The sequence below is a fragment of the Streptomyces sp. NPDC043812 genome (genome assembly GCF_056436245.1).
Window position 1 is genome coordinate 396,282 of the sequence record NZ_JBWKCY010000003.1, and the last position, 22,083, is coordinate 418,364.

Genomic DNA, 22,083 nt, shown 5'->3' on the forward strand with positions numbered 1-22,083 from the left:
GCCGGAGTCAGGCCTCCAGGTGCCCCGTGTCGTTCCACCGCTCCACCGCCGGTTCGCCGTACGCCCAGGAGAGCACCGACAGACTCGTCGGGTCGAGACGGATGCGCGCGCCGAAGGAGATGTCCTGGCCCAGCCAGCGCGCCCCGATCGCGCGCAGGATGTGGCCGTGCGCGAAGACGAGCACATCACGGTCGGCCGAGCGCGCCCAATCGACGACCTCGTCCGCGCGGGCGGACACGCCGGCGAGCGTCTCCCCCTCGGGAACGCCGTCGTGCCACAGCACCCAGCCCGGCTGCCTGGCATGGATCTCCGGCGGGGTCAGGCCCTCGTACGCGCCGTAGTCGTACTCCATCAGGGCGTCCCACGGCTGCGCCCGGTCCCCGAACCCGGCGAGTGCACAGGTCTCGCTCGCGCGCACGAGCGGGCTGGTGCGCACCTCGACGCCCTCGAGGCCCGACCACGGTGCCCGGTGCAACCGCTCTCCCAGCAGCTTCGCGCCGCGCCGGCCCTCCTCCAGCAGCGGGATGTCCGTCCTGCCGGTGTGCCGGCCACTCAGTGACCATTCGGTCTGGCCGTGCCGTGCGAGCAGGATCCGCGGTGCCATGGGGAGCTCTCCCTGATGTTCACGATGTCGTGTCGTTCCATCATCCCGCACCACGTCCGCAGGCAACCTCCGGGACGATCTCCGCGTCCCCTTTCCCGTATGGGTGATCCCTCGAACAGAAGACGGAGACCGACCGGATGCCGCAGCTCGCGCAGCACCATCGGCCGCGCTGGTGGACCGAGCTGATGCTGATCGCCGTCGTGTACGCGGCGTATTCGGGCGGACGGCTCCTCGCCCGTGGCGAGGTGACGACGGCCGTGGACCACGGACTGGCGATCCTGCGCGCCGAGAAGGCCCTGTTCCTCAACGCCGAGCATCCGCTGAACCGGCTCTTCACGGACACCCCCGCGATCGGCATACCCGCCGACTTCGTCTACGCCTCCCTGCACTACCTCGTCACACCGGCCGTCCTCGTCTGGCTCTTCCGCCGCCGCCCCGCCCACTACCGCGCCGCGCGCACCTGGCTGATGGCCTCCACGCTGCTCGGCCTGGTCGGCTTCACGCTGATGCCGACCTGCCCGCCCCGGCTGCTGCACGCGGGCCACGGCTTCGTCGACACCATGGCGCAGTACAGCGATTACGGCTGGTGGGGCGCCGAGGCGAGCGCGCCGCGCGGTCTGGGCGGAATGACGAACCAGTACGCGGCGATGCCCAGCCTCCATGTCGGCTGGGCCCTGTGGTGCGGGGTGATGCTGTGGCAGTACGGCCGTACGCCGCTGCTGAAGGCCCTCGGCGTCGCCTACCCGCTGCTCACCACGATCGTGGTGATGGGCACCGCCAACCACTACTTCCTCGACGCCGTCGCCGGGGCCGCCGTGATGGGCGCCGGTCTGCTGCTGGCACCGCACGCGATGCGGCTCGCCGACCGGGTCCGGGCCCGCACCGCGCCCGCACCGCCCCCCGTTGTCGGTGCCGGATGCGAGACTCTCGCGGGTGAGCGAATCCCCGGACAGCGCACCTCCTCCGCAGGCGCCGAAGACAGCCCTCAGGCAGCGGCTCGCTGAGCTGCGCGGCCCCGCCGCGCAGCCCCATCCGCTGGACGCCCGCGCGCTCGCGGCCCTCGCCGCCAACCCCGGCTGCAAGCGCCGCGCCCTGCTCGACGGCGCCGGTGTGGACAAGGCCGCGCTGGCCGAGGCTCTCGGCGCCCCGTCGGGTTTCGGGCAGTCGCAGTTCGCGTTCATGCGGGGCAACGCCTTCGAGGCGAAGGTCAAGGCCGACGGCGGCAAGGAGCTGATGCGGCTGCTGGGCCTGGACGAGACGGGCGACGTCCGGGTCCCCGAGCTCGCGGCCACCGGGCCCGAAGGCCGCGCCGCCCGCACCGCCCTCGCCCTGCGCGAGGCCGCGGCGGCCGGTGTGTACACCCTGCTCGACCACCCGATGCTCGCGCTCGACGTCGCGGGCTCCCCCGCGTATCTGGAGCCGGACGCGGTGGTCGTCCATCCCGACGGGCGCTGGACGGTCGTCGAGATCAAGTCGTTCCCGATGATCGACGCATCGGCGGATGCCGCAAAGGTCGGCGCGGCTGCCCGGCAGGCCGCTGTGTACGTGCTGGCCCTGGAGCGGGTCGCCGCCCGGACCGAGAGAGCGGCCGTGGCACACAGCGTGCTGCTCGTCTGCCCGAAGGACTTCACCAACCTGCCCACCGCGTCCGTCGTGGACGTGCGCAAGCAGCTGTCGGTCACCCGCCGCCAGCTGGCGCGGCTCACCCGTGTCGAAGACATCGCGGCGGCGCTGCCCGAGGGTGTCACCTTCGACGTCCGGTCGTGCTCGGCCGAGCAGTTGACGGACGCGGTCGAGCAGGTCCCGCACGCCTACGCCCCCGAGTGCCTGTCGGCCTGCGAGCTGGCGTTCCACTGCCGTGACCGGGCCAGGCTCGCCGGCGCCGTGGAGGCGCTGGGCCGGTCGGTGCGCAGCGAGCTGGGCGGTCTGACGACGATCGGCGACGTGCTGGCCGCGGCCCGCGGCGAGGCCGGCGACCCCGACGACCCGGCAGTGGACGCCCTGCGCCGCGCCGCGGCGCTCCGGGCCGAGGCGCTTCGCGCGGCGCACGTCCCGGCGGCACGGGAGGCCGGGACCCGGGAGGACGCGGCATGTCACTGATCACCACCCTCGCCCGGCTGGAGGCCGTCGAGTCGGGGCGCGCCCGGCCGCTCGCGACGGTCCGCCACCGCCATCTGTCGGACCGGCCCCTGGTGTGCGTTCCGCTGACCACCGCGGGCGAGGCCGGCGCGCCGCTCGGCGCGCTGGTCGGCACGGACCCCGAGGAGCCGCGGCTGCTGGTCGTCGCGCAGCCGCGCGACCGCGATCTGCGCTCGCTGTTCCTCTCCGACCTCGCCGAGACGGTGCTCCCCCATCTCGACGGGTACGCGGACGACGTCGAGCCCGCCGAGCGGTCCGAGACCGACCCGGAGACGGGCAAGAAGGTCAAGGTCGAGGTCGAACTGTGCGCGGACGCCCCGCAGTTGATCGTGCCGAGCCGGGCGGGCATCGAGTACGTGCGACTCCTGGGCCGCTCCATGAGGTTCCGGCGGACGGCCGAGCAGGACCCGGACACGCCGTATCCCGCGCCGCCGCGGGTCCCGCTGCTGGGCCGCTGGTTCACGCACTACGCGGAGCGTTCCCGTGTCCCCGGCTCCTCGCTGCTGCTGTCGGCGACCGATCTGCTGAACCGGCACTGGGCGACCGGCCAGTCGTCGCTGGAGGACCAGCATCTGGGCGCCCTGCTGGCCTGGATCGACGCGGCCGAGGGAGCCTCGGGCGCCGAGGCCGCCCTGCGGGCGGAGCTCGCGCGGGACCGGGACGGGCAGCTGGTGTGCCCGCCGGCCGGACCGGCGACCGACCCCGCGTTCGACAACAAGCTGCTCGCGCCCGCGATGGAACGCTTCGACCGGGCGCGTCAGCTGCTGGCCGCTGCCGAGGACGGCGAGAGCGCGGACGAGCGCCTGGGCGAACTGCACCGGGCGGAGCGGGAGATCCGGCGGCTGATCGTGGGCCAACTGCGGCCCACATGGCAGGCGGTGTGGCGGACCGTCGAGCTGATGCGGGAACTGCCCGAGGGCTCCCGGGTCGCCGGCCGCTGGACCCGCGACCGCTGGTCGTTCACCGCACACCGCGACCGGGTGCGTGCCGGAGAGCCACCGCAGCCACGGCGTGACGACGCCGTGACCGCCGCCCAGAAGCTCGCAGCGCGCGAGACGGCGCAGGCCCAGCTCGACGCCCAGGAGGCGTTGGACGATCCGCTGGTGCTGGCAGGCTTCCGGCTGGCGGGCCAGGCGTTCACCGCGGAGGTGCTCGACGTGGAGATGACCTGGACCCGGACGAAGCGCCCGAGCCCCCGACCGCTGCTCACCGTGCGCACCGACGACAAGCCGCATCTGGGCGTGGGGGTCCCCCCGGGCGAAGCCTGGGGGAGGGCGAAGGTGTACCGCTCGCTCGAAGGCAAGCCGCAGACGGCCGAGTTCGTCCGGTACGAAGGCGACGGCGTCCTGGTGCTGCGCCTCACCGACCGCATGGGCCGCGCGAAGGAGCCGGCGGAGGGGTCCGTACCGGTCAAGGGCGACCGGATGGCCTGGACCCTGTTCGAGCACGACCAGCGGGGCGGGCCGAAGCTGCCCGACCCGGAGGAGACCCCGTGGACGCACGGCGGCCCTCCCCCTGGCTTCGCCGGGGGGACCCCCAGTTCCGACACGGCCGAGAGCCCCGACACCGTCACCCCGGAGGACCTGCTGTGACGTTCGATCCCTCCGCGGAGGCGGGCCGTGCCACCGCGGACATCCTTCACGACACCTTGCACGGAGACTCCCGGGGCGTCGTCGTCGACTCACCGCCCGGCGCGGGCAAGTCGACGCTCGTGGTGCGCGCCGCACTCGAACTTGCCGCGGCCGGGCGGCCGTTGATGGTCGTCGCACAGACCAACGCACAGGTCGACGACCTGGTGCTCCGGCTCGCCGAGAAGGAGCCCGAACTGCCCGTCGGCCGGCTCCACTCCAACGACTCCGACCCGTACGACAAGGCGCTCGACGACCTTGCCAACGTGCGCAAGTCGGCAAAGGCCGGTGACCTCGCCGGCCTGGACGTCGTCATCTCCACGGCCGCGAAATGGGCCCACGTCCAGGGCGCCGAGCCCTGGCGGCACGCGATCGTGGACGAGGCGTACCAGATGCGCTCGGACGCGCTGCTCGCCGTGGCGGGGCTCTTCGAACGGGCGCTGTTCGTCGGCGACCCGGGCCAGCTCGACCCGTTCTCCATCGTCGGTTCCGAACAGTGGGCAGGGCTGTCGTACGACCCCTCCGCGAGCGCGGTCTCCACGCTCCTCGCGCACAATCCACAACTGCCGCAGCACCGGCTGCCGGTGTCCTGGCGGCTGCCGGCGTCGGCGGCGCAGCTGGTTTCCGACGCGTTCTACCCGTACACCCCCTTCCGCAGCGGCACCGGTCCCGGCGACCGGCGGCTCTCGTTCGGCGTCCCGTCCGACGGGTCGGGCCCGGACCGGGTCCTCGACGAGGCGGCCGCGTCGGGCTGGGGCCTGCTGGAACTGCCCGCCCGCCACACCCCCCGTACGGACCCCGAGGCTGTGGGCGCGGTGGCGCTGGTGGTGCGGCGACTCCTGGACCGGGGCGGGGCGACGCTCTCGGAGCGGTCGCCGGAGGCCGCGCCGCTGACCGCCGACCGCGTCGCGGTCGGCACCGCCCACCGCGACCAGGCGGCTGCGGTACGGGCGGCGCTCGCGGACCTCGGCGTCACGGGGGTCACCGTCGACACGGCGAACCGCCTGCAGGGCAGGGAGTACGACGTCACGGTCGTGCTGCACCCGCTGTCGGGCCGCCCCGACGCGACCGCGTTCCATCTGGAGACGGGCCGCCTGTGCGTGCTGGCCTCGCGCCACCGCCACGCGTGCATCGTGGTGTGCCGCGCGGGAGTGGGCGACCTGCTGGACGAGCACCCGTCCACGGAGCCGGTCCAGCTGGGCGTCACGGTCAAGTTCCCGGACGGCTGGGAGGCGAACCACGCGGTCCTGGCCCATCTGGCGGAGCACCGCGTCACGTGGCGGCCGTGATGCCGATGAGGCCCTCTTGCGGTACGCGGGACAATGGATGGCGGTCAGGGGCCCTGGGCCCAGGTGCGAGGAGGAGAACGGACATGGCAGAACCCGAGCGGACGACCGAGCGCAGGATGCGGCCGGCCCCGCTGCTCTTCGAGCCGTCGGAGGCTGCCGCCGACCCCGAGCACTTCTTCGACCTGGAGTCCATGGAGGACCCGCAGGAGCTGCTGGCGCGTGCGACGGAACTGACCCTGGCGTTCCGCGCAGCGACGGACCGCGCGGTGGAGTTCCAGGCCGTGGCCGCGGCGCAGCTCGCGGACCCGCGCCGCTTCGACCGGCTGACGCCGGCGGACATCGGTGAGCGGGCGGGGTGGACCGAGGACTACGCGAAGAAAATGATCGACTTCGGTCGCGACCTCCAGCGCGGGGTTCGCTGACGCTCACGGCTTGCGTGGGTGCGGGCGACGGGGCCTCCGGAGGGGGTGCGCGGACGCCGAACCACCCGGCCCGGGCCACGCCCAACGGGCAACCCGGCGCCCACCCAAACGCCACCGACATATGCCACCCGAACGTGGCCAGGCGCAAGATACTCCCCTCCTCACTCCCTTGTCCCCGTTTCCGCCAACTCTGGGAAACCGGATCGTTACCCCCGGTAGACCTTGGGACATGAGCGCATGGCTGCGGGACCGAGACCACACCACGGACATCTTCGCCCTCCTGCGCGAGGAGAGCCGCGATCACGTCGCCGAGGTCACCCCGCCCGGCGCCGGGTGGCTCGTCTCCTCCGAGGCGTACCCACGGTCGGCGCTCGCCCGGTGGGAGGACCGGCCCGCCGCGCCCGCCGTGCTGCCCTGCGGCACCGTCTTCGACGTCGTGAACGTGCCCACGATCTTCGGGCGCCGCATGCTCGACCGGCTGTGGGGCGAGGGGCCCGGCTCGGGGCCCGTGGCCATGCACCGTGGGCGCATGATGCTGTTCGCCGCCCCCGGCACCGCCCAGCGGCTGCCGTCGCTGCTCGACTGGGAGGAGTGGGGCGACGCGGTACCGCCGCTCATCTGCCACGGGGCCGGCGACGCGGTCACCGTGCCGCCACTGACCCCCGCAGACACCCCCTCGGCGCCTCGCTGGCTGGTGGCCCCGGACACCCGGCACCCGTGGCTTCCCGGCCCCGAGGTCCTGCTGTGGGCCTGCGTCCGCGCGGCACGCTCCGCCACCCGAATATCGATTTTTCCTCCCGCCGATCAGGATGCTAAGGTCTACGACGTCAGCAGGCGCCGCTAGCTCAGTTGGTTAGAGCAGCTGACTCTTAATCAGCGGGTCCGGGGTTCGAGTCCCTGGCGGCGCACAGACGGAGAAGGCCCCTCGCGAGAGCGAGGGGCCTTCTCGTCATGCCGTCGTGATCTTGACGGTCCATGCCCCGGAGGGCGTACGGTCCGCCACCTCGACCCGGGTCCGCGCGCCCGGCGGGCCCGGCATCGTGTACGTCTCCCCCACCCGCAGCGGCGCGTCCGCCAGTGGGGGGTAGACGGACTGGTCACCGCACGCCTCGGTCTCCGGATGGGTGTCCACCACCTCGATCGGACCACCGCCGGACTCCGCCTCGCTCTCCACGAGGTAGAGCAGGACACCCTCGGTGCACGTGTACCGGTCGTTGCCGGCCGCTCCCCGGGCCTCGATCGCGAGGGCGCTGTCCGGTCCGGTCCGCACGACCGCGAGCCGCGTACCGACGCTGCTGCCGCGGACGGGCGCGGCGCCGAGCGGTTCCAGGGTGATGACGTCCCGACTGCCCGGCGGTCCCGCCGACACCGTGGGCGGCTCGGGGCCGTTCACGCACCGGACCTCGGCCCTGCCGAGCCAGCCGAGCTTCCACTTGTGCCAGCCGAACAGGTCCGGGGCGAGCCCGAACTGGCTGCCCATCACGTCCCAGTCGCCGACGTAGGTGTCCCAGTCGCCGTTGCCGTCCTCCGGCCGGTGGTAGAGGTCGGGCAGGTCGAAGACATGGCCGGTCTCGTGGGCGAGGACGTTGCGGTCGGGCGGGTGGCGTTCGAAGACGGTGACGACGCGCCGGATCTCGGTGCCGTCCGCGCTCACAGGCCGGTCGAAGTTGACGACCTTGGTGGCGTCGGAGTCGACGCCGGGGGCGTCCGGATCGGCGACGAGGTAGACGACGTCGTAGCGGGAGAAGTCGACGTCGTCGTCCGCTGCGTCGATCGCGTCCTCCAGGTAGGCGGTGCGCCGCTCGGGATCCCAGTCACGCCTTATGTCGTAGACGACCGACGCCTTGGGCATCCGGAGCCATTCGGTCTGCGCATGCGCCCGCAGGTCGAACTTGCCGTAGGAGGCGCGCCGGAAGAAGTCGCTGGTGGCGGGGAAGTGGTCGGCGGCGAGCTCCCGCGGGGTGCTCAGCGGTACGGAGTCCGGGAACGACAGGAAGATCACGACCGCGTCGAGCCGGGTGGCGGGCCGTGGGTACGCGGCGTTCCAGGTGTCCAGGCCGAGGGAGTGGTGGGCATCGGTGCGGGGCAGGGCGCAGGGGCCCGCGGAGGAACCGGCAACGGCAGGACCCGCCACGAGGGAGGTTGCCGTGAACGCCATGAGAGAGGTGAGCGCCGCTGCCGCGCTGCGCAGACGTACTCCGTCCACTCTCCCGGGTGTTCCCTCGGGCGACTGCTGACCCTCCACGTGGACCTCCGGCTCCGGAATGCTGGATGCCTCACCCACCCTGTGACGTTTTGCGGTGGTTCGCCCTGTTCCGGTGCCCCACTCGGGTGACCGGGTCGACACCGGCCCGATGCCGACCCGAGATGCAGCGACACTCCGATGGCTCACGGAACGTCACATTCGGTCAGTCGGGAGCAGACCCCTGTCACCACCCGCGCAGAAACGATCGGCCGTGGCACCCGGGCGCCCCGCCCCGGGCCGGTGACGCTGGAAGGGCCGCCGCGCCAGCCTCTATGATCGGCACACTTTCCCCGAGTTCTTGCGGATTTCTTCGCCGACTGTCTCGGGTGGGCATCCCCCGACCACATTTGTACGAGCCTGTACGACACGCTGCATGCGGGAGTGAGCGGTGAGCGGAACCTCCGAAGGACAAGGGCCCGCGGGCGTCGCAGTCCCCGGAACCCTCCGTGCGTCCGTCACCGAGCGTAACGACGCGGGCCCGAGTCCCACCGAACTGCGCGACTACCGGGCCGCGTTCCAAGCCGCCCAGCTGGCGATGGCCGTCATCGACCACGAAGGCCTCGTCGTCGGCGCCAACGAAGCGCTCGCCGTCCTGCTGGGCACCCGTACCGCGGAGCTGCGCGACCGCTGCGCCGCCGATCTCATCGACCTCACCTCCGATGCCCGCACCTGGCACGCCTACCGCGAGGTGCTCCGCGGCCGCCGCTCCCGTTTCCGCTGCACCCGCCGGCTCAAGCACCCCGACGGGCGCGCCCTGTGGGCGGAGGTGACCGTCGCCCCGGTGCCCGGCACGCGCGATGTGCTGCTGTCGGTGGCGGACATCAGCGACCGGCGCGAACTCCACGCCCGGCTGCGCCATCTGCAGCTCCACGACCCGGTGACCCGGCTGCCCAACCGCACGCTGTTCTTCGAGCGGCTGACCGCGGTGCTGGAATCGTCGTCGTACGACGACGGATCCACCGGCCGGATCGGGCTCTGCTACCTGGACCTCGACGGGTTCAAGGCAGTCAACGACACCCTCGGACACCGGGTCGGCGACCGGCTGCTCGCCGCCGTGGCCACCCGGCTGACCGAGTGCGCCGACAACAGCGGCGGCGTGCGCGGCTGCGGGCACCTGGTCGCACGGCTCGGCGGCGACGAGTTCGCCATCCTGGTCGAGGACTCCACCGGTACGGAGCAGCTCGCCGATCTCGCCCGGGGCGTACTGGCCGCGTTGCAGCAGCCCTTCGACCTGCCCGGCCACCGGCTTTCGGTGTCCGCGTCGATCGGCGTGGTGGAGCGCGCGGCGGCCGGGACGAGCGCGACGGCGCTGATGCAGGCCGCGGACACCACGCTGTACTGGGCGAAGGAGGACGGCCGTGCCCGCTGGACCCTGTTCGACCCCGAGCGCAACGCCCACCGGATGACCCGGCAGGCACTCTCCTCCACGCTTCGACCGGCCGTGGAACGCGGCGAGTTCGCGCTGGAGTACCAGCCGCTCGTCGGGCTCGCGGACGGGGTGACCCGCGGGGTCGAGGCGCTGGTGCGCTGGAACCATCCGCAGTTCGGCACGCTGACGCCGAATCGGTTCGTCGGGATCGCCGAGGAGGACGGCTCGATCGTGCAGCTCGGTCGGTGGGTGCTGCGCACCGCGTGCCGGCAGGCGCGCCGCTGGCAGTTGGACCACCCGGACATGGAACCGCTGTTCGTGTCCGTCAACGTAGCCGTACGGCAGGTGTGGGACTCGGATCTGGTGGCCGATGTCGCCGAGATCCTGGCGGAGACCGGACTGCCGCCGCAGCTGCTGCAGTTGGAGCTGACCGAGTCCGCGGTCATGGGCTCGGCCGGCCGGCCGCTGCAGGCACTGCAGGCGCTCAGCGACATGGGTGTGCAGATCGCGATCGACGATTTCGGAACGGGCTATTCGAACCTGGCGTACCTGAGCCGGCTGCCGGTATCCGCACTGAAGCTCGACGGAACGTTTGTCCGCGGCTTCCAGGACGAGGCGCATGCGAATCCGGCGGACGAGACGATCGTCGAGGCACTGGTCGAACTCGCCCACCGGCTCGGCCTGACGGTCACTGCGGAGTGCGTGGAGACGTCGGGCCAGGCGTCCCGGCTGCGGCGGATCGGCTGCGACACGGGGCAGGGCTGGCTGTACTCGCGAGCGGTGGCGCCGGAGCGGATCACCGAGATGCTGGTGACGCGGGGGCCGCTGTCGTGGCCGGCGAGGGCGGCCTCGGGCTGAACCGGGCTCCGCCCCTGCCACACCGCTACGCCCGGCGGCCGTGGGGGCCGCCGGGCGCAGGGGTGGGCGGAGCGGGGAAGAACACGCCGCCCACACACCATCAGCAGGCGCCGAGGTCCTCCCAGACTCCCCACTCTCCCGTCGTTCCGGGCTCCTCGCCCTGCGTCCACCACTTGGCGCGCCACACATGGCCCTTGTGGGAGACCTGTGTGTTGCCGGTGTACGACGGGGTCGCGGACCATGCCGGAGCCGTGCAGCCCGGTGTCGGGTCGGACGGTGACGGCGACGGGGTGGGGCCCGTCGGGTCGGACGGCGACGGCGTCGGGTCCGGGCCGGAAGGGGACGAACCGACCGCCGTCACGACGTCGTTGAACAGCGTGGCGTTCGCGTCCAGCCCCAGCAGCGAGTACATCATCGCGCCGGCGAGGCCGCGGTCGTGCGCGTAGTCGGCGCGTGCCTGGATCGCCCTCTTGTCGAGGCCGGTGAAGAACTCGCCGTTCTTGTAGAAGTACGCGGCCTTCGCCTCGTCGTCCCAGAACGTGGTCGCCGCGTTGTCGACGATGCCGCCGAGCTCCTTGTAGTGCGCGATGCCCGCCTGCTGGCTGACCGGCCGGGCGGCCGACGCTCCGGTGGCGCTGCCGCCGAGGCCGTTCTTCGCGCCGGCCGGGACGCCCTTCCAGCCGCGGTAGTAGAACTCGTACCCGAGCGTGAGCTTGTTCGCGGGGAACCCGCCGCTGATGCCGTAGGCCGCGTTGCCGTCGATCCAGGAGTCGATGGCGTTGTCGATCGAGTACTTCTGCGTGCCCGGTGCGATCGGGTCGGTCGGGTCGGATGCCGGGGAGTACAGCGGCGACTGGTGGTACGCCGGCCCGTCGGCGTCCCAGGCGCCGTGCATGTCGTACGTCATGATGTTCGCGTAGTCGAGGTACGCGCCGATCTTGTCCGTCTCGATGTGCTTGATCTTGTCCTGGCCGGCCGGCAGCGCGGAGGTCAGCAGGTACTTCTTGCCGCCGTGTGCGGCGCCGTACTCGTCGAGCTGCTTGCGGAACTCGGCGAGCAGGAGGGTGAAGTTCTGCTTGTCCTCGGGGCCGTAGTGGTTGCCGAGGTGGCCACCCTCCGAGCCCGGGTACTCCCAGTCGATGTCGATGCCGTCGAAGATCCCGGCGGCGGTGCCGGGGCCGCCGTATCCGCCCTCGACCGGCAGGTCACCGGCGATGTACTGCTTGACGCACGAGGCGACGAACTTCTTGCGGCTCGCGTCCGTCTTCGCCGCGTCGTGGAAGTACTTGGAGTAGGTCCAGCCGCCCAGCGAAATGTTGATCTTCAGCTTGGGGTACTTGGCCTTCAGCTCCTTGAACTGGTTGAAGACGCCCACGATCGGCTGGTTCCACGTGTCCGCGACCCCGTCCACGCTGTCGGCGGCGGCGAACGAGCGCTGGTAGTCGGCGTACGAATCGCCCGCGCCGTCACCGGCGTTGGGGTTGGCGTCGTCCCCGGCGGCCTTGTTCGCCTCGAAGCAGGTCAGCTCCGTGGGGTGGATGTTGCCGAAGGAGTAGTTGAGTACGTCGAGCTTGCCCGCGATACCCCGGGTGTCCAGGTGCTTGGGGTAGAAGGCGTTTCCGTACACGCTCCACTGGTCGTAGTACGCGATCTTGACTCCGCCGGTGGACGCGGCGGCGGGCGCGGTGTCGACGGCCTGGGCGGAGCCGAGGCCTCCTACGGCCGCCACCGCTCCGGCGGCGAGCGCCACGCTGGTGAGCGCGGCGAGCAAGGGTCTGCGGACGTGCACGGTGCGGCCTCCGAAGGGGGTGCGTGGCATGGGAGTTGGAGCAGTGATAGCCCTCGCGCGAAGGCCGCGTCAATGGTCCGAACCAAATGAGGACTAGACCAATTCAAGCCCGAAACCGCTTGTCAGAGGCGTGCACCCGTTGCGAAAAACCGCTCGCCACCATGGGTGACGAGCGGTTTAAGCCCTCCTTAATGAGCCAGGGGCAGAAGGTTCAAGGGCGAACCAGCGCGTCCGGCAATCCGTACGCATCCGCGATCAACTCGTAGCTGCGCAGCCGGACATCGCCACCGTGCGCATTGGCCGTGATCATCAATTCGTCCGCGCCCGTCCGCTCCTGCAGGTCGTCCAGTCCCGCACGGACAGCGTCGGGGGTGCCGTGCACGATGTTCTTCAGCCAGCCGTCTACGAACTCACGCTCCATGGGCGTGAACGCGTACTCCTCCGCCTCCTTCGGCGTGGGGATCAGGCCCGGCCGGCCGGTGCGCAGCCGGACCATCGACAGCGCCCCCGTCAGCACCTGGCGGCGCGCCTCCCGCTCGTCGTCGGCGGCCAGGGCCGCGACGCCGATCACCGCGTACGGCGCGTCCAGCACGGCCGAGGGGCGGAAGCTCTCGCGGTACAGCTCCAGCGCCGGGACCGTGTTCTGTGCCGAGAAGTGGTGGGCGAAGGCGAACGGCAGCCCGAGCACACCGGCCAGCCGGGCACTGAAGCCGGAGGACCCGAGCAGCCAGACGGGCGGCCGGGAAGGGGACTGGACGCCACCGGGCGAGGTGGCCTGCACGGGGCCGGGCACGGCATGGATGCGGGCGTACGGGTGCCCGTCGGGGAAGTCGTCGTCGAGGAAGCGGGTCAGCTCGGCGAGTTGCTGCGGGAAGTCGTCGGCGCCCTCGTGCATCTGGTCGCCGCGCCGGAGGGCGGCCGCCGTGGCGCCGTCCGTGCCGGGTGCGCGGCCGAGGCCGAGGTCGATCCGGCCAGGGGCGAGCGCCTCCAGGGTGCCGAACTGCTCGGCGATCACGAGGGGAGCGTGGTTGGGCAGCATGACGCCGCCGGAGCCGAGGCGGATGCGCTCCGTGTGGGCGGCGAGATGGGCGAGGATCACGGCCGGGGAGGACGAGGCGACACCGGGCATGGAGTGGTGCTCGGCGACCCAGTGGCGGTGATAGCCGCGACTCTCGGCGAGACGGGCGATGGCCACGCTGGTACGCAGGGCGTCCGAGGCCGTACGGCCGCTGCCGACCGTGACCAGGTCGAGCACGGACAGGGGGACGGGGGCGGTACCTGCCGCCGTGCCTCGGATCTCGTCCACTGCGTTCACTGGTGGGGCCCTCCTGCGTGAGTCGTACGTACGCCGACGCACAACAGGAGGCCATCTCCGTTTTATTCCCCGTCCGCCCCCGCACCCCTCAGGGATCCGTCGCGGTCAGTCCTTGCGGGCGAACAGCGTGCCCAGCTCGTCCGACCACGCTCCCCTGCGCTCCGCCAGCCGCAGTCCCTCCCACACCGTCACCTGGTTGGCCGTGAGCACCGGCTTGCCCACCGCCTCCTCCAGCTCGGGCAGATGGGCCACCGTGTGCAGTGCCGTGTCCGGCACCAGCACCGCGTCGGCCCGCGGGTCGTCCGCGTCGCGCACCAGCGCCAGCACCTGCTCGCGCCCCCAGGTCCCCACCTCGGCGGCCGTGATGATCCCGCTCGCCCGTGCGGCCACCACCTCGGTCCCGGCCGCGCCGAGGAACCGGGCGAACAGCTCCATCACGTCCTCGGGGTAGGTGGCCGCGACCGCGACCCGTTTCGCACCCACTTCCCGTACGGCATGGGCGAACGCGAACGACGTGCTCGACGCCGGAAGCCCTGCCGCCAGCGCCAGGGCACGGGTCTGCTCATGGGCGCCGTCCCACCCGTACACGAAGGAACCGCTCGTGCACGCCCACACCACGGACTCCGCGCCCGAGAGCCTCAGCTCCTCGACCCCGGCGGCGAGCCGGTCCGCGGAGCCCATCTCCAGCAGCGCCTCGACGCGGTGCGCGTCCTCGCCGATGTCGGTGTGGACGACCGGCACATTCACTCCGGTCAGCAGTGCCTCGATCCGGGGGTAGTCGTCCTCCGCGGAGTGTCCGGGGTACAGCAGTCCCACCGTCGTCATGTCACGCCCTCCTGTCCTTCGGGCTCGGCCGTCGTCGTCGCCGCGTCCATCAGCAGAGCCTGATAGGGACCGACCGCCCGGGCGCCGATGGCGCGCAGGGCCGACCACATCGTGACCTGGTTGGCGGAGACGACCGGCATCCTCAGCTCGGCCTCCAGCTGCGGAATCACGTCGTACGTGGGCAGATTGGTGCAGCTGATGAAGAGCGCGTCCGCCGCGCCCACCGCCACCTGCCGTGCCATGTCCACCACCGAGCGGTACGGCACTTTCCAGATGTGGCGGGTCAGCCCGAGAAAGGCCCGGCCCGTCACCGTCACTCCCGCTTCTCCCAGATAGTCCTCCAGCGACCTGGTCACCGATTCCGTGTACGGCGTGAGCAGGGCTATACGACGGGCGCCCAGCTCGTCGAGTGCTTCGAGCAGGGCGCCGGACGTGGTCAGCGACGGTACGTCGCCGGCCGAGCTCATCACCTCGCACATGGCGCGTTCCCCGGCGAGGCCGCCCACAAAACTGCCCGACGTGCAGGCATAGGCGACCACCTCCGGCTCCGATGCGCAGAGGGCGCGCACCGCGTCACGCAGGGTCTCGTGCTCACTCACCAGCCGCGCGAGGTCGAGGGAGACCCCGACGGGCACAAAAGGGGTTCGCGTGAGCCGCAGCGAGACATCGTCGGGGACCCAGCGCCACAGCTCTCGGTCCAGAGCGAAATCGAAAGGGGCGACCACGCCGACACCATGCTGCGGCTGTGGTCCGCCGAGAAAGGAGACTTCCATAGCCCTGGCCCCCTTTGGCGTCTTGTTGACGACGGTAGGTTCGGGTGCGAGCGTGGGTCAATCCATACATGTCAGACGTTTCGAAATGGTTCCCGCCTGATGTCCGAACCCACTCTTCTCGTGCTGGCGGCGGACCCCCCGCCGCGACTCGGCAGCCTCACCGGACGGGTCCACGTCACGTACGCCGACGAGGACTCCCTCGGAGTACAACTGCCTTACGCAGATGTCCTGTTGGCCTGGGACTTCACCTCCGACGCGGTCCGCCGCGCCTGGCCCGGCGAGGGCCCGAGACCGCGTTGGGTGCACACCCCGAGCGCCGGGGTGGACCGGCTGCTCTGCCCGGAACTGGCCGAATCCGACACGGTCGTCACCAACGCCCGCGGCATCTTCGAACAGCCGATCGCCGAATACGTCGCAGGTCTCGTGCTCGCCATGGCGAAGGACCTGCCCGCGACCCTGGAGCTGCAGCGACAGCACCAGTGGCGGCATCGCGAAGCGCTGTCCGTGGCCGGCACCCGCGCGGTCGTGGTCGGCGCCGGGCCCATCGGCCGCGCCGTCGCCGGCACGCTGCACGCGCTCGGAATCACGACGGCGGTCGTCGGCCGCAGTGCCCGGCCCGGCATCCACGGCGAAGAGGACCTCGACCGGCTGCTCGCCCGCGCCGACTGGGTGGTGTGCGCGGCGCCGCTGACGGACGCGACCCGCGCGATGTTCGACATGCGCCGCTTCGGACTGATGCAGCCGTCGGCACGGTTCATCAACATCGGCCGGGGACAACTGGTCGTGGAGGCCGAACTGGTCGACGCACTGCGCAACCGGTGGCTCGCGGGCGCGGCCCTCGACGTCTTCGAGCACGAGCCGCTCACGCCGGACAGCGAGCTGTGGGACGTGCCCGGCCTGATCGTCTCGCCGCACATGAGCGGTGACACGGTCGGCTGGCGGGACCGACTGGGCGAACAGTTCGTCGGCATGTACGAACTGTGGGCGGCCGGAAAGCCGCTGCCGAACGTTGTCGACAAGAAACGTGGGTACGTCCCCATGCATGACCACTCGCCTGACTGACCTCACCGCACGTCAATTGCTGGCCGGCTACGCACAGGGCGACTTCTCCCCCGTCGACGCGACCCGCGAGGCGCTGGACCGGGCCGAGAGCGCGCAGGCGCTCGTCAACGCCTTCGTCCGGATCGACTCCGCCTCGGCGCTCGCCGAGGCGGAGGCCTCGGCCGGGCGATGGCACCGCGGGGAGCCGCAGGGGCTCCTCGACGGGGTGCCCGTCACGGTCAAGGACCTCCTGCTGCAGCGCGGCGTCCCCACGCTTCGCGGCTCCCGGACCGTCCGTGCGGAGGGTGCATGGACCGAGGACGCTCCGTCGGTCGCGCGGCTGCGCGAACACGGCGCGGTCTTCCTCGGCCGGACGACGACGCCCGAGTTCGGCTGGAAGGGCGTCACGGACTCGCCGCTGCAGGGGGTGACGCGCAATCCCCACGACCCGTCACGGACGAGCGGAGGGTCGAGCGGCGGCAGCGCGGCGGCCGTGGCGCTGGGCGCCGGGGCGCTGTCGATCGGTACCGACGGCGGCGGATCGGTCCGCATCCCCGCGTCGTTCTGCGGGATCTTCGCGCTGAAGCCGACGTACGGGCGGGTGCCGATGTACCCGTCGAGCCCCTTCGGGACGCTGTCGCACGCGGGGCCGATGACGAGGGACGCGGCCGACGCGGCGCTGATGCTCGACGTGATGAGCGGCGAGGACTGGCGGGACTGGTCGCACCTGGGGCCGGCGCGCCAGGTGCGGGGCGGTCTGGAGGAGGGCGTGAAGGGCCTGCGGATCGCGTACTCCCCCTCCCTCGGCGGGCAGGTCGCGGTCGACCCCGCGGTCGCCGCGGCGGTGCGGCGTGCGGTCGGCGCGCTCGCCGGGAGCGGCGCCTACATCGAGGAGACCGACCCCGACCTCACCGACCCGGTCGACGCCTTCCACACGCTGTGGTTCGCGGGCGCGGCACGGCTGGTGCAGCATCTGAGCCCGCACCAGCGGGAGCTGCTGGATCCGGGCCTGCGGGAGGTCGTCGCGGCCGGCGCCCGCTTCAGCGCGATGGAATACCTGGCGGCGGTCGACGTCCGGATGGATCTGGGCAGGCGGATGGCACGCTTCCACACGACGTACGACCTGCTGGTGACGCCGACGATGCCGATCACCGCCTTCGAGGCGGGCGCGGAGGTCCCGGCGGGCTCGGGCCACCACCGGTGGACGGGGTGGACCCCGTTCACGTACCCGTTCAACATGACGCAGCAGCCGGCGGCGACGGTGCCGTGCGGGGTGGACGGCGACGGGCTGCCGATCGGGGTGCAGCTGATCGGCCCGCGGCACGGCGACGCGCTGGTACTGCGGGCGGCGCACGCGCTGTACGAGGCGGGCGTGACGGGGCGCGAGGGCTAGCGGGGGCGCCGGCGGCGGGCTGTTCCCCTCCCCGCCCCTTTCCCGAAACCGGTGCAAGCCCCGGACCCCGTACCGCGCTTCGCGCGGTGTCTCGGGGGCTCCGCCCCCGGGCCCCCGCGCCTCAATCGCCGGCGGGGCTGCGTTTTCGCGGAGCGAAATCAGCCCGCCCGGGGGCACCCGCTCCCACGGCCGCCAAGGCCGTAGGCGGAGATTGACGACACCGCGCCCAGCGCGCCGCCGGGCCAAGGCGGAGCCCTGTTTCTGGCCCGGGTGGAGCCTGGTTACCGGGCCGGGCGGAGCCTGGTTGCGGGTCTGGACGGAGCGCGGCGCGGGCCCGGGCCGAGCGCGGGCCGAACGCGGTTTCGGGTGGGGCACTCCCCCAGATCCGTCCAGGGGCACCCCCGCCCACGGCCGCCAAGCCGTGGGCGGAGATTGACGACACCGCACGCAGCGCGGAGCCCGGCCGGGGCGGAGCGCGGTGCAGGCCCGGGCGCAGCGCGGTTTGGGGGGCACTCCAGATCCATCCGGGGATACCCCCGCCACGGCCGCCGGGCCGTGACGGAAGATTGCCCGGCACCTAGCGCGGTGCGGGCCCCGGCCGAGCGCGGGTTCGGGGTGGGTGCACCCCCAAGATCCGTCCGGGGATACCCCCGCCCACGGCCGTCAGGCCGTGGGCGGAGATTGACGACACCGCGCGCAGCGCTGCCGGGCCGGGGCGGAGCCCCGTTGCGGGTCCGGGGCTTGCCCCGGTTTCGGGAGAGGGCGGGGAGGGGGACGTCACGCCCGCCGGAAGCTCAGCGTCTCCCCCACCGCACCCGCGCGCCACAGGTCCTGGCAGGCCGCGGCCATCTCGTCCAGGCCCTCCACCACGGTCCCCCACACGATCCCCGGCACCCATCCCGCGTCGCCGTTGATCAGGAGGTTGTTCCGTTCGTAGAACAGCGCGAGGTCCACGGTCACCGGGCGGATCGGCGCCCGGCGTTCGTAGCCGTACGACGCCGTGCCCAGCTGCACGTCCGTGAACGTGAAGTAGCACAGGTCGCCCGGGATGGGGGTCACCGTCGGATTCTCCAGCGGCGGTTCTTCCGGCGCGAACGCCGGGAACAGGGCGTAGATCTCGTTGCGCGCGTACTTCGCGTGGTACACGTCGCCCGACAGCGGGAGTGCTTCCCACACTGCCGCGCAGGTCAAAGGCGCCTTGTCGGTCAGCAGCCGGGCGGTGCACCGGGCGCCGCGCTTGTCGAGGGACACGGTCAGGTATCGGTCGGCCATTGCCTACGCATACCCCGGAGAGTCCCGGGTAGCCGCGCGGCCATGGCTCGTACTAGACAACCAGGATCGATGAGCAGACGCACTGTGTTGCTCGGTACCGCGGCCGCCGGCGCGCTCACCGTCGCCGGGGCCGCGGGCTGCAGCAGGGTGCCGTCCGGTGACGCACTGGCCCGGCTGAAGTCCCAGGGCACGGTGCGCCTCGGTATCGCCGGGGAGGTGCCGTACGGCTATGTCGACGACCGGGGCGAGTTCACGGGCGAGGCGCCCGAGCTGGCCCGGGTCATATTCCAGCGACTGGGCGTCGCATCGGTGCAGCCGGTCGCCACGGACTTCGCCTCCCTCATCCCCGGGCTGAACTCGCAGCAGTTCGACGTGGTCTCGGCCGGGATGTACATCAACAAGGAGCGGTGCGCGCAGGTCATCTTCTCGGACCCCGAGTACCAGATGCTCGACTCGTTCATCGTGCGCAAGGGCAATCCGAAGAACCTGCGCACCTACGAGGACGTCGTACGGGCCAAGGCGAAGATGGCGACGGGCACGGGCTACGCCGAGATCGGCTACGCGGTGGCCGCGGGCATCCCCGAGAAGGAGATCGTGATTCTCCAGGACCAGGTGGCGGGTCTGAACGCCGTCGAGTCCGGGCGGGTCGACGTCTTCGCGGGCACGGCGCTGACCACCCGCGAGGTGGTGAGGAAGAGCGCGAAGGCCGAGGCGACCGAGCCGTTCGCGGCGGTGGTCGAGGGCAAGAAGCAGATCGACGGCGGCGGTTTCGCCTTCCGCCCCACCGACACCGAACTGCGTGACGCGTTCAACGTCGAGATCCACAAGATGAAGAAGAGCGGCGAGTTGTTCCGCATCCTGAAGCCCTTCGGCTTCACGGAGAGCGAGATGACCACCCTTACTGCCAAGGAGCTGTGCAAGAAATGACAGCCGGACTCTGGCAGAACTGGGTACTCCCGGGCATCTGGATCACCATTCAACTGCTGGTCTACAGCGCGGTGCTGGCCGCCGTCGTCGCCTTCGGCATCGGTATTGCCCGCACCCATCATTCGCGCTTCGTCCGCTTCCTGGCGGGCTTCTACACCGAGATCTTCCGCGGGACCTCAGCGTTGGTGCTGATGTTCTGGCTGTTCTTCGTGGTGCCACCGCTGCTGGGCTGGCAGTTGGTTCCCATGTGGGCCGCGGTCCTCGCGCTCGGTCTGTCCTACGGCGCGTACGGCGCCGAGATCGTGCGCGGTGCGCTGAACGCCGTGGCCCCGGCGCAGCGCGAGGCGGGTATCGCGCTCAGCCTCACCCCCTGGCAGCGGATGCGGCTGATCCTGCTGCCGCAGGCGGTGCCCGAGATGGTGCCGCCGTTCTGCAACCTGCTGATCGAGCTGCTCAAGGGCACGGCCCTGGTGTCGCTGCTCGGCGTCGGTGACGTCTCCTTCGCCGCGTACCTGGTGCGCTTGGCGACCCAGGAGAGCGCGCAGATCTACGGCATCAGCCTGGTGATCTACTTCGTCCTCGCCTTCGTCCTGACGCGCTCGATGAAGGGCCTGGAGCGCAGGACGAAGCGCAACATCGGCATCGAGCCCGAGCCCGGTGTACTCGGCGGCATGTTCGCCAAGCGCGCCGCGGCGAACGTGGCCGGCAGTCAGGTCACGGGGGGTGTGTCGAAGTGACATGGGACTGGTCCGCGGTCGCGGACTTCATGCCGCGCTTCTGGGACGGCGTGCTGGTCACGCTGCAGGTGCTGGTGCTCGGCTCGTTGATCTCGTTCACGCTCGGCCTGGTCTGGGCGATCGCCTTCCGGGCGCCGACCCGGTTCATCCGGTGGCCGGTGAACCTCTTCACCGAGTTCGTCCGCACCACTCCGCTGCTGGTGCAGTTGTTCTTCCTGTACTTCGTGCTGCCGGAGTGGGGGGTGCAGTTCTCCGCCCTGACCACCGGCACGATCGCGATCGGACTGCACTACTCGACGTACACCGCGCAGGTCTACCGGGCCGGCATCGAAGCCGTGCCGCCCGGCCAGTGGGAGGCGGCGACGGCCCTGAGCCTGCCCGTCCACCGCACCTGGACCGCGGTCATCCTGCCGCAGGCGATCCGCCGGATCACGCCCGCACTCGGCAACTACGTCATCGCGATGCTGAAGGACACCCCGATCCTGCTCGCGATCGGCGTGCTGGAGATGCTCAACCAGTCGCGGCTGGAGGGCGCGCAGACCTTCCAGTACACCGAGCCGCTGACCGTGGTGGGCATCGCCTTCATCCTCATCGCCTATCCGGCTTCTCTTCTCGTACGAGCCCTGGAGCGCCGCCTTGTCAGCTGACACCACGACCCCGACCCCCCGTGACGCCGCCGACGAGCTGATCCGGTTCGACAACGTCACCAAGAGATTCGGCGACAACACGGTCCTCGACGACCTGTGCTTCTCGGTGAATTCCGGTAAGCACGTGACCCTCATCGGGCCGTCCGGCTCCGGCAAGACGACGATCCTGCGGCTGCTGATGACGCTGGAGAGCCCGGAGGAGGGCACGATCACGGTTGGCGGGAACAAGCTGTTCCCGGCCGCCGAGAAGGAGCGCCGCGAGGCGCGCAAGAAGATCGGCATGGTCTTCCAGCAGTTCAACCTGTTCCCCAACATGACCGTGCTGCGCAACATCACCGAGGCGCCGGTGCGGGTGCTCGGCCTGTCCAAGGACGAGGCGGATGCCCGGGCCAGGGAGCTGCTGGACATGGTGGGCCTCGGCGACAGGGCGGACGCGAAGCCGACGCAGCTCTCCGGCGGCCAGCAGCAGCGGGTGGCGATCGCCCGCGCGCTGGCGATGCGGCCGCAGGTGCTGCTGCTCGACGAGGTGACCTCGGCACTCGACCCGGAGCTGGTGGCCGGCGTGCTGGATCTGCTGCGCGACATCGCGCGCACCACGGACATCACGATGGTGTGCGTCACGCACGAGATGAGCTTCGCGCGGGACATCTCCGATGATGTGCTGATGTTCGATTCCGGCAAGGTCATCGAATCGGGTCCGCCGGAAAAAATCTTCTCGGATCCTGAGCACGAACGTACTCGCGAGTTTCTCAGTGCGGTGCTCTGACCATTCACTCCATCGAGTAGGTGTGACCCTGGCATATGCCAAGG

The 22,083-nt window shown here is 71.4% G+C and carries 20 protein-coding genes and 1 tRNA gene; 14 read left to right on the forward strand and 7 right to left on the reverse strand.

Features of this window, described 5'->3' with window-relative positions:
• Positions 1-7: 7 nt before the first annotated feature.
• Positions 8-604 (reverse strand): histidine phosphatase family protein, encoded by a 597-nt coding sequence (locus AC067Z_RS06745; protein ID WP_478788369.1) that lies wholly within the window; start codon positions 602-604, stop codon positions 8-10.
• A 137-nt stretch (positions 605-741) separates the two neighbouring features.
• Between AC067Z_RS06745 and AC067Z_RS06750 the strand changes: the two genes are divergently transcribed.
• The 7 genes from AC067Z_RS06750 to AC067Z_RS06780 all read left to right on the forward strand — a co-directional run bounded on the left by AC067Z_RS06750 (position 742) and on the right by AC067Z_RS06780 (position 6,990).
• Positions 742-1,608 carry a phosphatase PAP2 family protein gene (locus AC067Z_RS06750; RefSeq protein ID WP_478788370.1) on the forward strand — a complete coding sequence of 289 codons (867 nt, stop codon included), beginning with the start codon at positions 742-744 and terminating at the stop codon, positions 1,606-1,608.
• The gene (locus tag AC067Z_RS06755; RefSeq protein WP_478788371.1) at positions 1,538-2,704 is read left to right on the forward strand and encodes a hypothetical protein; all 1,167 of its coding nucleotides are present in this window, start codon (positions 1,538-1,540) and stop codon (positions 2,702-2,704) included. Before AC067Z_RS06750 ends, AC067Z_RS06755 begins: the two co-directional genes overlap by 71 nt.
• Positions 2,695-4,335 carry a hypothetical protein gene (locus tag AC067Z_RS06760; RefSeq protein ID WP_478788372.1) on the forward strand — a complete coding sequence of 547 codons (1,641 nt, stop codon included), beginning with the start codon at positions 2,695-2,697 and terminating at the stop codon, positions 4,333-4,335. Before AC067Z_RS06755 ends, AC067Z_RS06760 begins: the two co-directional genes overlap by 10 nt.
• Positions 4,332-5,660 (forward strand): AAA family ATPase, encoded by a 1,329-nt coding sequence (locus AC067Z_RS06765; protein ID WP_478788373.1) that lies wholly within the window; start codon positions 4,332-4,334, stop codon positions 5,658-5,660. The genes AC067Z_RS06760 and AC067Z_RS06765 overlap by 4 nt, the downstream gene beginning before the upstream one ends.
• 83 nt (positions 5,661-5,743) lie before the next feature.
• Positions 5,744-6,082, forward strand: coding sequence for a hypothetical protein (locus tag AC067Z_RS06770; RefSeq protein WP_478788374.1), 339 nt, complete (start codon positions 5,744-5,746; stop codon positions 6,080-6,082).
• Between the two features lie 229 nt (positions 6,083-6,311).
• Positions 6,312-6,926 carry a bifunctional DNA primase/polymerase gene (locus tag AC067Z_RS06775; RefSeq protein ID WP_478788375.1) on the forward strand — a complete coding sequence of 205 codons (615 nt, stop codon included), beginning with the start codon at positions 6,312-6,314 and terminating at the stop codon, positions 6,924-6,926.
• Positions 6,917-6,990: transfer RNA gene (locus AC067Z_RS06780), tRNA-Lys, on the forward strand. Before AC067Z_RS06775 ends, AC067Z_RS06780 begins: the two co-directional genes overlap by 10 nt.
• Positions 6,991-7,031: 41 nt before the next feature.
• Here AC067Z_RS06780 and AC067Z_RS06785 read toward each other — a convergent pair.
• Positions 7,032-8,327 carry a M6 family metalloprotease domain-containing protein gene (locus AC067Z_RS06785; protein WP_478788487.1) on the reverse strand — a complete coding sequence of 432 codons (1,296 nt, stop codon included), beginning with the start codon at positions 8,325-8,327 and terminating at the stop codon, positions 7,032-7,034.
• A gap of 388 nt (positions 8,328-8,715) precedes the next feature.
• On the opposite strand from AC067Z_RS06785, the gene AC067Z_RS06790 reads away from it, so the two are divergent.
• Complete coding sequence (locus AC067Z_RS06790) at positions 8,716-10,554, forward strand: putative bifunctional diguanylate cyclase/phosphodiesterase (protein WP_478788376.1); 1,839 nt, start codon at positions 8,716-8,718, stop codon at positions 10,552-10,554.
• Between the two features lie 100 nt (positions 10,555-10,654).
• Here the strand turns inward: AC067Z_RS06790 and AC067Z_RS06795 are convergent, their stop codons facing one another.
• The 4 genes from AC067Z_RS06795 to AC067Z_RS06810 all read right to left on the reverse strand — a co-directional run bounded on the left by AC067Z_RS06795 (position 10,655) and on the right by AC067Z_RS06810 (position 15,256).
• The gene (locus AC067Z_RS06795; protein ID WP_478788377.1) at positions 10,655-12,373 is read right to left on the reverse strand and encodes a glycosyl hydrolase family 18 protein; all 1,719 of its coding nucleotides are present in this window, start codon (positions 12,371-12,373) and stop codon (positions 10,655-10,657) included.
• A 181-nt stretch (positions 12,374-12,554) separates the two neighbouring features.
• Complete coding sequence (locus AC067Z_RS06800; protein WP_478788378.1) at positions 12,555-13,658, reverse strand: LLM class flavin-dependent oxidoreductase; 1,104 nt, start codon at positions 13,656-13,658, stop codon at positions 12,555-12,557.
• A gap of 105 nt (positions 13,659-13,763) precedes the next feature.
• A complete protein-coding gene (locus tag AC067Z_RS06805) occupies positions 13,764-14,483 on the reverse strand; it encodes a maleate cis-trans isomerase family protein (protein ID WP_478788379.1) in 720 nt (239 codons plus the stop codon).
• A complete protein-coding gene (locus AC067Z_RS06810) occupies positions 14,480-15,256 on the reverse strand; it encodes a maleate cis-trans isomerase family protein (protein ID WP_478788380.1) in 777 nt (258 codons plus the stop codon). The genes AC067Z_RS06805 and AC067Z_RS06810 overlap by 4 nt, the downstream gene beginning before the upstream one ends.
• A 99-nt stretch (positions 15,257-15,355) precedes the next feature.
• Between AC067Z_RS06810 and AC067Z_RS06815 the strand changes: the two genes are divergently transcribed.
• Positions 15,356-16,318, forward strand: coding sequence for a D-2-hydroxyacid dehydrogenase (locus tag AC067Z_RS06815; RefSeq protein WP_478788381.1), 963 nt, complete (start codon positions 15,356-15,358; stop codon positions 16,316-16,318).
• Positions 16,299-17,690 (forward strand): amidase, encoded by a 1,392-nt coding sequence (locus AC067Z_RS06820; RefSeq protein ID WP_478788382.1) that lies wholly within the window; start codon positions 16,299-16,301, stop codon positions 17,688-17,690. The genes AC067Z_RS06815 and AC067Z_RS06820 overlap by 20 nt, the downstream gene beginning before the upstream one ends.
• A gap of 777 nt (positions 17,691-18,467) precedes the next feature.
• Here AC067Z_RS06820 and AC067Z_RS06825 read toward each other — a convergent pair.
• Positions 18,468-18,962 carry a DUF3830 family protein gene (locus AC067Z_RS06825; RefSeq protein WP_478788383.1) on the reverse strand — a complete coding sequence of 165 codons (495 nt, stop codon included), beginning with the start codon at positions 18,960-18,962 and terminating at the stop codon, positions 18,468-18,470.
• Between the two features lie 69 nt (positions 18,963-19,031).
• On the opposite strand from AC067Z_RS06825, the gene ehuB reads away from it, so the two are divergent.
• The 4 genes from ehuB to ehuA are packed head-to-tail and all read left to right on the forward strand — an operon-like array spanning position 19,032 to position 22,039.
• Positions 19,032-19,889, forward strand: a complete 858-nt coding sequence (gene ehuB, locus AC067Z_RS06830; RefSeq protein ID WP_478788384.1) for an ectoine/hydroxyectoine ABC transporter substrate-binding protein EhuB — start codon at positions 19,032-19,034, stop codon at positions 19,887-19,889.
• Positions 19,886-20,626 carry an ectoine/hydroxyectoine ABC transporter permease subunit EhuC gene (gene ehuC, locus AC067Z_RS06835; RefSeq protein ID WP_478788385.1) on the forward strand — a complete coding sequence of 247 codons (741 nt, stop codon included), beginning with the start codon at positions 19,886-19,888 and terminating at the stop codon, positions 20,624-20,626. Before ehuB ends, ehuC begins: the two co-directional genes overlap by 4 nt.
• On the forward strand, positions 20,623-21,273 hold the full coding sequence (gene ehuD, locus AC067Z_RS06840) for an ectoine/hydroxyectoine ABC transporter permease subunit EhuD (protein WP_478788386.1): 651 nt from the start codon (positions 20,623-20,625) through the stop codon (positions 21,271-21,273). The genes ehuC and ehuD overlap by 4 nt, the downstream gene beginning before the upstream one ends.
• Positions 21,263-22,039, forward strand: a complete 777-nt coding sequence (ehuA, locus tag AC067Z_RS06845; protein ID WP_478788387.1) for an ectoine/hydroxyectoine ABC transporter ATP-binding protein EhuA — start codon at positions 21,263-21,265, stop codon at positions 22,037-22,039. Before ehuD ends, ehuA begins: the two co-directional genes overlap by 11 nt.
• Positions 22,040-22,083 lie beyond the last annotated feature (44 nt).

Excerpts from the sequence above, each read along its gene's own strand:
- AC067Z_RS06745 (WP_478788369.1), bottom strand. The coding sequence starts at position 604 with ATGGCACCGCGGATCCTGCTCGCACGGCACGGCCAGACCGAATGGTCA.
- AC067Z_RS06750 (WP_478788370.1), top strand. The coding sequence starts at position 742 with ATGCCGCAGCTCGCGCAGCACCATCGGCCGCGCTGGTGGACCGAGCTG.
- AC067Z_RS06760 (WP_478788372.1), top strand. The coding sequence starts at position 2,695 with ATGTCACTGATCACCACCCTCGCCCGGCTGGAGGCCGTCGAGTCGGGG.
- AC067Z_RS06770 (WP_478788374.1), top strand. The coding sequence starts at position 5,744 with ATGGCAGAACCCGAGCGGACGACCGAGCGCAGGATGCGGCCGGCCCCG.
- AC067Z_RS06775 (WP_478788375.1), top strand. The coding sequence starts at position 6,312 with ATGAGCGCATGGCTGCGGGACCGAGACCACACCACGGACATCTTCGCC.
- AC067Z_RS06795 (WP_478788377.1), bottom strand. The coding sequence starts at position 12,373 with ATGCCACGCACCCCCTTCGGAGGCCGCACCGTGCACGTCCGCAGACCC.
- AC067Z_RS06805 (WP_478788379.1), bottom strand. The coding sequence starts at position 14,483 with ATGACGACGGTGGGACTGCTGTACCCCGGACACTCCGCGGAGGACGAC.
- AC067Z_RS06810 (WP_478788380.1), bottom strand. The coding sequence starts at position 15,256 with ATGGAAGTCTCCTTTCTCGGCGGACCACAGCCGCAGCATGGTGTCGGC.
- AC067Z_RS06815 (WP_478788381.1), top strand. The coding sequence starts at position 15,356 with ATGTCCGAACCCACTCTTCTCGTGCTGGCGGCGGACCCCCCGCCGCGA.
- AC067Z_RS06820 (WP_478788382.1), top strand. The coding sequence starts at position 16,299 with ATGACCACTCGCCTGACTGACCTCACCGCACGTCAATTGCTGGCCGGC.
- AC067Z_RS06825 (WP_478788383.1), bottom strand. The coding sequence starts at position 18,962 with ATGGCCGACCGATACCTGACCGTGTCCCTCGACAAGCGCGGCGCCCGG.
- ehuB (WP_478788384.1), top strand. The coding sequence starts at position 19,032 with ATGAGCAGACGCACTGTGTTGCTCGGTACCGCGGCCGCCGGCGCGCTC.
- ehuC (WP_478788385.1), top strand. The coding sequence starts at position 19,886 with ATGACAGCCGGACTCTGGCAGAACTGGGTACTCCCGGGCATCTGGATC.